Here is an 11,694-nt window from a genome sequence, read left to right on the forward strand (position 1 = left end):
GCTGTTCAAAATGGGGATCAAGTGAGCCGATAAATACGTCGGGCGTTGTCATGAAACAGCGCCAGTCGATCAACGCGGGAACGGTCGCGGACGATGGTTTTGAAACCGTCGAGCACCTCGCTGAGGCTGTTCACCACACCATCGACCGGGTAGTTGCTGGCAAAGGCGCAGCGACTGACGTCGAAAATCGATATCGCGTCGTTCACCACCACGCGATTGGCTTCCACGGGCCAGGCCTGGCCTGGGATGCAAATGCCGGAAATCTTTAGCGCGACGTTGGGCTCGCGAGCCAGCAGCGCCAGGTTGTCGCGCCAGCCGGCCAGACCTTGCGGCGAGCGATCCGCTGGCAGCGCGGTGTGATTGACCACGAGGGGCACGTCGGGAAAGTCCCGGGCCAGTTCGGCGGCTTCCGGCAGATGCCACCACGGTGCTTGCAACTCGAAATGCAGACCGTTTTGCGCCAGTCGGGCGTAGCCGTCGCGCCAGCGCGGATCGCGCATGGAGCCGGGCGCCGCAAAATCTTCGCGCCAGGCTTTACGGCTGGTGACCGTGGGTTTGTGGCGCACGCCGCGTACCAGCGGGTGTTTGCCGTAAAGGCGCAGAAGCTCGGTTGCGTCCTCGCGATCCAACCAGGCTTGGCCGACCATCGCCGCCAAGGTCGGTTCGTGCTCCGTCAGGGACTCGATAAAACGCACTTCGTCGGCCGGTGTCGCCGGATCCCATTCACCCTCAATCACCACCGTTTGCAAGATGCGATGCTGGCCCGTCAGCCGGCGATAGTCCTCGGGCAAAAAGGTGCGACAGATCGACGAGTAATCACCGTAACGAAACGGCCGCAATGGCCGGTCGTTCAGCCACGGGTAGTAGTGGGCCTCGAGATCGAAGTAATGCTGGTGGGCATCGACAATGGGTAAATCCGCGTCGTCGCCGCTGGCCAGAAAACGTTCGCGCCAGTTATCCATGCTGTGGCTCCAGACGGTAGAAGCGCTGCGCATTGCCGGCGAACACCGCTTCCTGCACCGCACGCCCCAGCGGCGCGAGCATCGCGGCCACGCCATCGGCAATCGTGTCGTAGGACGCGCGCAACCCGGCGACCGGGAAATTGCTGGCGAACATGCAACGCTCGGGACTGAAGATCTCCAGTGCCGTCAGCACCACAACCCGGTTGTCGTCGTAATTCCAGGGCGAGTCCTTGAGGCCGAACTCCGAGAGTTTGATGTGCACGTTGGGCTGCAAGGCCAGCGCTTCCAGACCTTTGCGCCAGCGCGCCATGCCTTGGGGGCTGCGGTCCCAGGCGAAACCGGTGTGGTTCAAGGCGATCTGGATCTGGGGAAACATCGCCGCCACTTCCGCAGCCTCGGCCAGGTGCCACGGCGGCACACGCAAATCCCAGGACAAACCGTGTTCCGCCAGGCGCGAAAAGCCTTCCAGCCATTTCGGGTCCTGCATGGTGCCCTTGGCCCCGGCAATCGAGACATCCGGGGAGGTCGAGGTCACGGGTTTGGAGCGAATCCCCCGAACCAACGGCCGGGCAGCCTGGGCCGCAAGGATCTCGGCGCTGTCGTCACGATCGAACCAGGCATGGGCGACGATGGCATTCGGGAAGCCGAAACGGGCGTGCACCTGTTCCAGCCAAAGGGTCTCGGCGACTTGCTCATCCCGGGCCCGCTCGGCCTCGACGTGCACCGTGCCGACCAAGCGCTGGTTTCCGGTCAGGGCCAGGAAGTGTTCCGGCAAAAAATCACGCCGCAGGCTGTGATAATCACCGAGAAAAAAACCTTCGTGATACTCGTCCTGCAACCACGGATATCGCCCGTTGCCGAGGTCCCACAGGTGATGGTGGGCATCGACCATTGGCAGGGCATCCTCGGGTGCAAGGTTGGGCAGGCCATTGCGTTCGTGCAGCGTGATCATGACGGCAACCCTTGCTCAGCGTGACGCAGCGAATTGGGAAGGACTGAGCACGCCGTCTTCGACTTCGCCCGCAGCAGCGGCTTCGGCCTTGGCCTGGACGCGGCTGCGCAGCTTGGCGACGTTGACCACGACGCGGGTGTGGGCGGCGGTGGCCACCAGCTCGACGTCGTCGCGCACCTCGACATTGAAGGTCACGCTGCGGCCCTCGATCCGCGTAACGGTGGCGACAATGCTCACCGACATGCCCAGCAGCGTGGCGCCGACGTGGCGGATATCGACCGCGGCCCCGACGGTGTTCTCGCCTTCATCGAGGAAGGTCAGCAAGTAGTCGAGACAAGTCTGCTCGATGTCGTCCACCAGGCGCGGCGTGGCGTAGATGCGCAGGTCCTCGCCCAAAAACGAAATGGTGCGGGGCTGATCGACCATCAGTCGGCGTTCAGTGGCGGTGCCTGTTTCCAGCGTTGAGAAATTCATAAGCAACCTCGGGTTAGCAAAGGAGTGATCAGGTGTTGGGCAGGAAACCAATGGAAATCCACGGCACGGCGATCAGCACGCCCAGGGCCACGACGAGCGCGCCGAGGTACGGCCAGACCCGGCGCATGGCTCCGCTGGGGTCGACCTTGGCGATGGCGCACGCGGCGTAGAAACCCACGCCAAACGGCGGCGCGAACAAGCCCAGGCCCATGGCGAAGATCGCGACCATGGCGTAATGCACATCGTTAATGCCCATGGTCTTGGCAATCGGAAACAGCAACGGTCCGAACAGCACGATGGCGGGGATACCTTCCAGAAAACTGCCCAGCAGGATGAAGGCCACCGCCGAAATGATCAGGAAGCCCATCGCACCCCCAGGCACGGTCGACATCACCTGCGCCAGTTGATGGGAGAAGCCGGACTGGGTCAGCGCCCAAGCCATGGCGGTGGCGCTGCCGATGATGATCAGGATTGCGCCGGACAACGACGCGGTGCTGACCAGGATCGGATAGAGGCGGCGCCAGTCGAAGCAGCGATAGCACAGCAACCCGACGATAAAGGTGTAGGCCACGCCAATCGCCGCCACTTCGGTGGCCGTGGCGACGCCTTCGACCACCGCCGTGCGGATCACAAAGGGCAGGGCCAATGCCGGTAGTGCAACCAGCAGCGAGTGGCCGATTTCCTTGCCCGTGGCACGTTTGCCGGTGGAGGCTTCGCCCTTGCGGTTCTTCCACCAGATCACCGCCGCCATGGCAATCGCACCCACCACCGCCGGCATGAAACCACCGGTAAACAGCGCGGAAATCGACACGCCGGTCACCGAACCGATGGTGATCAGCACCAGGCTCGGCGGAATGGTTTCCGACATTGCCCCGGACGCATTGAGCATCGCCACCAGTTCGTTTTCATCCTCGCCGCGTTTCTTCATTTCCGGAAACAGCGCCGGTGCGATGGCGGCCATGTCGGCTGCCTTGGAGCCGGAAATGCCGGAGATCAGGTAGATGGCGCCGATCAGCACATACGACAGCCCGCCGCGCACATGGCCGATCAACGAGCACAGGAAGCGGATCATCGCCCGGGCCATGCCCATGGCTTCGATCAACGCACCCAGGAACACGAACAGCGGAATCGCCAGCAGGATCAGGCTCGCCATGCCTTCGTCCATGCGCCCGACCACCAGGGTCAGCGGCGTGGCGGTCATGGTCGACAGGTACGCCACGGTGGCAAGACCGAACGCGACCATGATCGGCACGCCGATGACGATCATCGCCATCACCCCAATCATGAAAAACACGATCAGGTTCCAGTTGCCCGCCAGCAACAACAGGCCTTCGCCGACCCACAACAACGCCGCCAGGGAGGCCAGCATCGCCACCGACACCGTGAAGTCGATCAGCCGGGCGCTGGTCAGCAGGCGCGCGACGCAGGTCATCAGCATCAGGCTCAGGCCAACGGCGATGGCGGACACGCGGAAAGCGTTGGGGATTTCCAGGGCGGCGGTGGTGATGATCCACTCGTCGCTGACGTACTCCCAGGCCGGGGTGAACAGCAGCCCGATAAAGGTGATGACGATCACCGCGCCCAAGGTGTCGACGAAGGCGCGTTTTTCCGCGGGCAGGCGCCCGATAAACGAGGTCAGGCGCATGTGTTCGCCGCGCCGCATCGCCACCACCGAGCCGAGCATCGCCAGCCACAGGAACAGCAGCGAAGCCAGTTCATCGCCCCAGACAATCGGCTGGTTGAGCACGTAGCGGGAGAACACGTTGCAGAACAGCAGGGTGACTTCGACCACCACCAGCAACGCCGCGCTGCCCTCGGTCAGCCAGCGCAGGCCGGTGTCGAGGGCGCGGCCGAGGCGAAAAGTGGTTTGCCGTGGGCTGAGTCCGTCAGCAGGGGAAACGTCCGTCATTGGTAGTTCGTTTTTCATGACCTTGGCTCCGGCTTAGGACAATTGACCCGCGTACTGCTCGAGCAAGCTCCAGGCTTCGGTGCCGTACTTTTCTTTCCATTGGGTGTAGAAGCCTTTCGATTGCAGGTCGGTCCTGAACAATGAACGGTCGACTTTGTTGAAGGTGATGCCGTGGGCGGTCAGGGATGGCTCCAGGCTGGTGTTGAGGTCGATGACTTGCTGGCGCTGGATCATCGCGGCGGCGTTTATCTGCCGGGAGACGATTTCCTGCACATCGGCAGGCAGTTTGGGGAAGGTTTTGCCTGAGGCAACGATCCAGAAACCGCCCCAGATGTGGTCGGTCATCGAGCAGTATTTCTGCACTTCATAGAAGCGAGCGGACTCGACCACCACCAACGGGTTTTCCTGGCCATCGACCACTTTGGTCTGCAGCGCCGAGTAGGTTTCGTTGATGCTGATGCCAGTGGGGGAAGCGCCGAGGGCGCTGAACATCGAGGTCCACAACGGGCTGACCAACACCCGCAACTTGAAACCGGCGAGGTCTTGCGGCGTGTTGATTGGCCGGGTCGAACTGGTGATCTGGCGGAAGCCGTTGTTCCAGACTTTCTCCATCGGGATCAGGCCGACTTTCTCGGTCTTGGCCCGCACGTATTCACCGAGTTTGCCGTCCAGTGCGGCCCAGACGCTGTCGTAGTCCTTGAACGCGAACGGCATGCTTTCGATCGACATGGCCGGCACCAGGGTCGAGAGAATCGCCCCTGGCAACGGAATGAAATCGATGGCCCCGGCGCGCACCTGGGACAGCATGTCGGTGTCGCCGCCCATGGCGCCGTTGGCGTACACCTGCAAGTCCACGGCACCGTTGGTTTCAGCCTTGATCGCTTCGGACGCGGCCTTCATCTGTTTGTTCAACGGATGGGTGTCGGGCAGGCTACTGGTGTAGCGCAGCACGATGGGTTTGGTCGCGGCGAAAACGCTGGAAGGCAGCAGGTTGGCAGCGAAGGCACCACCCACGGTGACGCCGGCAGATACCAGGAATGATCGGCGGCTGACAGTCTCGGTCAAGATACGGCTCATGATGTTCACCTTATTGTTTTTGTAGTTGTTCAAAAATCTGCGGATCAAATTTGCGAACCCTGTCCCCCTGTGGGAGCGGGCTTGCTCGCGAAGGCGGTGTGTCAGTTAATGGAAATGTTGCCTGGCACACCGCTTTCGCGAGCAAGCCCGCTCCCACAGGGGGTTGGCGCTATGCCAGGGCCACCACGGCTTTGCTTTTGATCAGCTCGTCGATTTCATCGTCTGCATAACCGCTTTCCTTCAGCACCTCGCGGGTGTGCTCACCGAGCAGCGGCGCATGGCGGCTGGTCGGCGTTGCGGCGTTGTCCATGTCCGAGAAGTGAATCGGCAAACCCATGCCGCGCACCCGGCCTTCGGTGGGGTGTTCGGTTTCCACCACCATACCCCGGGCGATGGTTTGCGGATGGGCGAGGGCGGCGGCGATATCCAGCACAGGCCCGGCAGGCAGGCCGAGGCTGTCGAACAACACCATCCATTCATCCGTGGTGCGCGCCACCAGCACTTCGTTGAGGATGTCCACCAGGGCCAGGCGATGCTCCATGCGCAGTGCGTTGCTGGCGAAGCGCGGGTCGGCTTTGAGTTGCGGCACGGCCAGGGCTTCGACCAGGCGTTCGTAGTTGGCCTGGTTGGCGGCGCCGATGTTGATCCAGCCATCGGCGGTGCGGAACACCTGGTACGGCGCGCTGGTGGAGTTGGCCGAACCCATTTTCGGCAGGATGGTGCCATCGGCGAAAAACGCCGCCGCCGGCCAGTACATCTGTTGCAGGCCGGCCTCGAACAGCGAGGTGTCGACCATTTGCCCGAGGCCGGTTTTCTGTTTGGCGGCGTAGGCGGCGCAGATGCCGAGGGCGGCGAGGATGCCGGAGTTGATGTCCGCCACCGGCGAACCGGCCTTGACCGGTTCACGCCCGGCTTCACCGGTCATGCTCATCATCCCGCTCATGCCCTGGGCGATCAGGTCAAAGCCACCTTTCTCACCAAACGGCCCGCTGCGCCCGTAGCCGGAAATCGCGCAGTAGATCAGGCCAGGGTTGAGGGTTTTGAGGGTGTCATAACCCAGGCCGAATTTTTCCATGGTGCCGGCGCGGTAGTTTTCCGTGACCACATCGGCGTCCAGCAACAAGCGGCGCAACACATCGCGGCCGCCGTCGGTTTTCAGGTTCAGGCCGATGCCGCGCTTGTTGCGGTTGACCACCATGAACGAAGCGGATTCGCCGCTGGCCATGATCGGCGAGAAGCGCCGCGAGTCGTCACCGTCGGGGACTTTTTCGACCTTCACCACGTCCGCGCCCATGTCGGCCAGCATCATCCCGCACACCGGTCCGGACATGATGTGAGCCAGTTCTACCACGCGCATGCCTGTCAGCGGTCCCATGTCATTTACCCTCGAATAGTGGTTTGGCTTTGGCGATGAACGCGTTCAGGCCGGTCTGAAAATCTTTGGTGTCGTAGCAGGAATAACTGGCGTCGATCTGCTCGACGGTGGGTGCCACGCCGGCCTCCAGTTGCAACGCAGCCTGGCGATGCCAACGGGCGACCAGCGGCGCGCCTTGGGTGATGCGTTTGGCGGTGGCGAGGGTTTCGGATTCGACCTCGGCATCCGGCACGACCCGGGTCACGAGGTTTTTCACGTAGGCGTCGTTGGCGTCGAGAATGCGACCTTCCAGCAGAATTTCGAGGGTGGTCGAACGCCCGGCCAATGCAACCAGCCCGGCCATTTCGTCATAGGACATGACCAGGCCCAGCTTGCCGACCGGCGCGCCGAAACGGCTGGAGGTGCCGCAGATGCGCAGGTCGCACAACGCGGCGATCTCCAGGCCGCCGCCGACGCATACGCCGTGGATCATGGCGATCACCGGGTGTGGGCATTCGACGACGGCGCGCATGGCCGCCGAGGTTATTTCGGCATAGTGGCGGGCTTGGGTCTGATTGGCGCGCACGCTGGGGAATTCGCTGACATCGGCGCCGGCGGCAAATGCTTGTTCGCCGGCACCGCGTAACACCACGCAGCGCACGGAGGTGTCGGCGGACAGTTCGGTCATGACATCCCCCAGGTCCTGCCACATGGACAGGGTCAGGGCGTTCATTTTGCCCGGATGGCTGAGGGTGACGATGGCAATGGCGGCTTGCCGTTCGATAAGGACGGTGGGCTTCATGATTGTCCCGCTGTCCTCAGCTTGGCCGAGGACGCGGTTGCCTCCTGATTTATTGTTGTTGGATAGCGCTTGCTTACAGCGATTGTTTGAGCATCGACCGGTAGTCCGCCGGCGAGGCTTCGCGAGGGTTGGTCTTGTGGCTGTGATCGTGCAGGGCGCCTTCGATGATCCCGGCGAACAGGCTCTCATCGACGCCGATCTCGCTCAGGCGGGTCGGCAGGCCCAGGCGTCGGGTCATGTCCTCGATGGCCACGCCGATATCGGCCCCGGCTGCAAGGCCCATGGCGTGGCGCAGGCGTTCGAGCTTGCGTTCGTCACGCACGGTCGGGGCGTTGGCGTTGAAGTCGACGACGGCCGGCAGAAAGATCGCGTTCAAGGTGCCGTGGTGCAGCTTCGGATTGATCCCGCCCAAGGCGTGGGACAGGCTGTGCACGCAGCCCAATCCCTTTTGGAACGCGAGGGCGCCTTGCATCGACGCGCTCATCATGTTCATCCGTGCTTCACGATCACCGGGCTCGGTGGTGGCGCGTTCGATGTGTTCCCAGGCGCGCCACAGGCCATCGAGGGCAATGCCGTCGGCGGCGGGGTTGAAGGCCGGGGCCATGAACGTCTCGATGCAATGCGCGATGGCGTCCATGCCGGTGGCGGCGGTGAGCATGGCGGGCAGGCCGAGGGTCAGTTCCGGGTCGCAGATCGCCACGCGGGGCACCACATACGGTGAGATCACGCCGACTTTGCGGCCATCATCGAGAATCAAAATGGCGCCGCGGCCGACTTCGCTGCCGGTGCCGGCGGTGGTCGGAATCGCGATCAGCGGCGCGGTGGCGGCGGTGATGCGATCCAGTCCACCTTCAATCACCGCAAAGCTTTGCAGCGGACCATCGTGGGTGGCGCAGACCGCCACGCCCTTGGCCAGATCGATGGACGAACCACCGCCCACGGCGATGATGCCGTTGCACTCGCCGAGGCGATATTGCGCCACGGCTTCGCGCACCGCATGTTCGTTCGGATTAGGCGGGGTGGCGTCGAAAATCGTCGGCGTCAGGCTAGCGCCCAGGGCCGCAATGACCTTGTCTACGATGCCGGCATTGCGCACGCCGAGGTCGGTGACAATCAGCGGCCGGGTGATGCCGGCGCGCTCGGCTTCGGCGGCCAGATGCGCCAGGCTGTCGTAGCCGAACTGGATCTTGGTGACGTAATTGATGAGGGACATGATTCACCACAAGTTATACAGGATTGTTATTGTTGCAATCGGTCCGGGGCAGGAGGGCTCTCGCTCTCGGGTCAAACCCATTGCATTGCCTGGTTGTGGGGCGGACTATAGGGCCGTCGCGGCGAGCCCCGATACTGACAACTTTCGATACCTCTATAACTTTTAGTTAACCCTGATGACGCCCTCACTCAACTCAATCATGTCCCGCCTGCACATCAAGCAACTGCGCTTGTTGATCGCCCTGGATGACCACGGCTCCTTGCTGGGCGCGGCCAAACAGGTCGCGCTGACCCAACCCGGGGCCAGCAAAGCGCTGCAAGAAATCGAAACCACGTTCGGCACCTCGCTGTTCACCCGTACTAACCGCGGGTTGGAACCCACCGATGCCGGACGCTCGGTGATTCGCTACGCCCGGTTGATCCAGACCGACCTCGCGCACCTGCGCGAAGAGATCATCGGCATCATGAGCGGCGAGGGTGGGCGTGTGTCGGTCGGCACCATCATGGGTGCCGTGCCGCTGCTGACCACCGCGATCAGCCGGGTCATCGCCGACAACCCCAAGCTGTCCATCGAGATCGTCGAAGACACCAGCGCCGCGCTGCTCAGCCAACTCGACGCCGGGCGTCTGGACCTGGCGATCTGCCGCACCACCATCAGCACCACCCCCTACTTGTATGAGAGCTCGACCTTCGTCGAAGAAACCCTGGCGGTGATCGCCAGCACTCAACATCCGTTCGCCTATGCCCGACAACTGTCGCTCAAGGACCTGGTGGATTACCGCTGGGTGGTCTACCGCGCCAACATGCCCATGCGTCTGTTACTGGAGCGCGAGTTCCATGAGGCTGACCTGCGTTTCCCGGTGCACTTGCTGGAAACCACGTCAGCCTTCGCCACCCTGTCGCTGTTGCAGGAAAACCCGACCCTGGTCGCGCTGGTCTCCACCGACGTGGCCAGGTTCTGCTCCGGCTACGGCTTTACCACCACGCTGCCGCTGCCCATTACCTCCCGCAGCGAACCCTATGAACTGGTGTCGCGCAAAAACGTCCCGGATTCGCCCGCCGCGCGGCTGTTGCGTGAGGCGTTGCTGAACCCGGTATGAGGCTCTTCGAATACTGACGGGGTTTGAAACTGCGCATTCGTGCAATTCAGGCAAATGTGATTTGAGCCAGACGCGGTGTTTGTCACGGATCAGCGCCGCGATACTCAGCGGGATTTTGTCTGTCCTATAACTGGCCCATGGATGGCCACCGCGAGGTTAGAACAATGAATGTATCCAACCGACTTGCGCTCCTGATCACCGCTGCCGCACTGCTCAGCGCCTGTGGCGAGTCTTCCAAATTGCCGCCCCAGGCCAGCGTCGGCCCGGCGCCGCAGTTGCCTGAACCCACCACCTCGCTGATCCCGACCTTGAAAGTGTCCAAAGCCATCGGCTGGCCGGGCAATGCCATGCCCACGGCGCCGGCCGGTTTCAAGGTAAGCGCACTGGCGGAGAATCTGGATCACCCGCGCTGGGTCTACACCTTGCCCAATGGCGACGTGCTGGTCGCCGAAAGCAACCACCCGCCGATGCCTGAGGGCGCTACCGACGGTGGCAGCGGGCCAATTGCCTGGGCCAAGCGCACGGTCATGGGGTTTGTGATGGGACGGGTCGGGGCGGATGCGCCAAGTGCCAATCGCATTACATTGTTGCGTGATGCCGACGGCGATGGCCGCGCCGAAGTGCGCACGGTGTTCATGAGCAACCTGACGTCACCGTTTGGCATGGCGTTGGTGGGCAATGAGTTGTTCATTGCCAATGCCGATGCCCTGGTCAAAGTGCCGTACAACCCGGGTCAGACCGAGGTCAGCGCCACGCCAGTGAAAGTCACCGATCTGCCCGCCGGCATCAATCACCACTGGACCAAGAACGTCATCGCCAACCCCGAGGGCACCAAGCTCTACGTCACGGTGGGCTCCAACAGCAACGTCGGCGAAAACGGCCTCGATGCCGAAGAAGGGCGTGCGGCGATTTGGGAAGTGGACGTCAAAAGCGGCAGCAAGCGTCTGTTCGCCAGCGGTTTGCGCAACCCCAATGGGCTGGCCTGGAAACCTGGTTCGACCCAGTTGTGGACCGTGGTCAATGAACGGGACGAAATTGGCAGCGACCTGGTGCCGGATTACCTGACCTCGGTGAAGGACGGCGCGTTCTATGGCTGGCCGTGGAGCTACTACGGCGCTCACGTCGATATCCGCGTGGAGCCGCCGCGCCCGGACAAGGTGGCCGAGGCCATCGCGCCGGACTACGCGCTAGGCACCCACGTGGCACCGCTAGGCCTGACGTTCTCCGATGCCCGAGGCATGCCCGCCCAATTCGCCAACGGCGTGTTTGTCGGCGAGCACGGCTCGTGGAACCGCAATCCCCAGGCCGGCTATAAGGTGGTGTTCATCCCTTTCAGCGATGGCAAACCCTCGGGGTTGCCGGTGGACTTCTTGACGGGGTTCCTCAATGCCGACGGCGAAGCCCAGGGGCGGCCGGTGGGCGTGACGCTGGATCAGGGCGGCGCGTTGCTGGTGGCTGACGATGTGGGGAACAAAATTTGGCGCATCGCCGCCGCCAAACCCTAGACCGAGGAGGAGCTCAGCGCGAGAAGCGGTTGCGATAGTCTCGCGGTGAGATCCCCAGGTTGCGCTGGAAGGTGAAGCGCATGCGTTCTTCGTCGCCAAACCCGCACTGCCGGGCGATCTGGTCGATGTTGCGTTCGGGTGGATGCGCTGGAGACTGGCAAGCCGGAAGTGGCGTACGGCTGATTCGTTCCGACACCGAACCCCCGTAGGAGCGAGGCTTGCCCGCGAAAGCGGTCTATCTATAACGATGATGTCGCCTGACACACCGTCTTCGCGGGCAAGCCTCGCTCCTACATTCGTTTGGGATGTTCACAAAATGGGTGGCCGACACCGAACCCTGTAGGAGC

The 11,694-nt window shown here is 62.7% G+C and carries 10 protein-coding genes and 1 pseudogene; 2 read left to right on the forward strand and 9 right to left on the reverse strand.

Annotated features, from left to right (window positions below):
- Positions 1-17: 17 nt before the first annotated feature.
- From BK665_RS22110 to gbd, 8 genes are all read right to left on the reverse strand, one after another.
- On the reverse strand, positions 18-962 hold the full coding sequence (locus BK665_RS22110) for an amidohydrolase family protein (RefSeq protein ID WP_123408750.1): 945 nt from the start codon (positions 960-962) through the stop codon (positions 18-20).
- Positions 955-1,914, reverse strand: coding sequence for an amidohydrolase family protein (locus BK665_RS22115; RefSeq protein ID WP_123408751.1), 960 nt, complete (start codon positions 1,912-1,914; stop codon positions 955-957). Before BK665_RS22115 ends, BK665_RS22110 begins: the two co-directional genes overlap by 8 nt.
- Positions 1,915-1,929: 15 nt before the next feature.
- Positions 1,930-2,388, reverse strand: a complete 459-nt coding sequence (locus BK665_RS22120) for a thioesterase family protein (protein ID WP_123408752.1) — start codon at positions 2,386-2,388, stop codon at positions 1,930-1,932.
- 28 nt (positions 2,389-2,416) lie between these two features.
- Positions 2,417-4,315: a TRAP transporter large permease gene (locus BK665_RS22125; protein ID WP_123408753.1), complete on the reverse strand. Its 1,899-nt coding sequence runs from the start codon at positions 4,313-4,315 to the stop codon at positions 2,417-2,419.
- A 15-nt stretch (positions 4,316-4,330) separates the two neighbouring features.
- Positions 4,331-5,374, reverse strand: a complete 1,044-nt coding sequence (locus tag BK665_RS22130; protein WP_123408754.1) for a TRAP transporter substrate-binding protein — start codon at positions 5,372-5,374, stop codon at positions 4,331-4,333.
- 169 nt (positions 5,375-5,543) lie between these two features.
- On the reverse strand, positions 5,544-6,749 hold the full coding sequence (locus BK665_RS22140; RefSeq protein ID WP_123408755.1) for a CaiB/BaiF CoA transferase family protein: 1,206 nt from the start codon (positions 6,747-6,749) through the stop codon (positions 5,544-5,546).
- Position 6,750: 1 nt separating this feature from the next.
- Positions 6,751-7,530, reverse strand: a complete 780-nt coding sequence (locus BK665_RS22145; RefSeq protein ID WP_123408756.1) for an enoyl-CoA hydratase-related protein — start codon at positions 7,528-7,530, stop codon at positions 6,751-6,753.
- Positions 7,531-7,603: 73 nt separating this feature from the next.
- On the reverse strand, positions 7,604-8,743 hold the full coding sequence (gene gbd / locus BK665_RS22150) for a 4-hydroxybutyrate dehydrogenase (RefSeq protein WP_123408757.1): 1,140 nt from the start codon (positions 8,741-8,743) through the stop codon (positions 7,604-7,606).
- Between the two features lie 175 nt (positions 8,744-8,918).
- On the opposite strand from gbd, the gene BK665_RS22155 reads away from it, so the two are divergent.
- Both BK665_RS22155 and BK665_RS22160 read left to right on the forward strand, forming a co-directional pair.
- Positions 8,919-9,842, forward strand: coding sequence for a LysR family transcriptional regulator (locus tag BK665_RS22155; RefSeq protein WP_123408758.1), 924 nt, complete (start codon positions 8,919-8,921; stop codon positions 9,840-9,842).
- 164 nt (positions 9,843-10,006) lie between these two features.
- Positions 10,007-11,347: a PQQ-dependent sugar dehydrogenase gene (locus BK665_RS22160; protein ID WP_123408759.1), complete on the forward strand. Its 1,341-nt coding sequence runs from the start codon at positions 10,007-10,009 to the stop codon at positions 11,345-11,347.
- A 13-nt stretch (positions 11,348-11,360) separates the two neighbouring features.
- On the opposite strand, the pseudogene BK665_RS22165 reads toward BK665_RS22160, so the two are convergent.
- Positions 11,361-11,483, reverse strand: a pseudogene (locus tag BK665_RS22165) (AraC family transcriptional regulator); the annotation flags it as partial.
- Positions 11,484-11,694: the final 211 nt, after the last annotated feature.

Source organism: Pseudomonas frederiksbergensis, from assembly GCF_003732665.1.
GTDB lineage: Bacteria > Pseudomonadota > Gammaproteobacteria > Pseudomonadales > Pseudomonadaceae > Aquipseudomonas > Aquipseudomonas frederiksbergensis_G.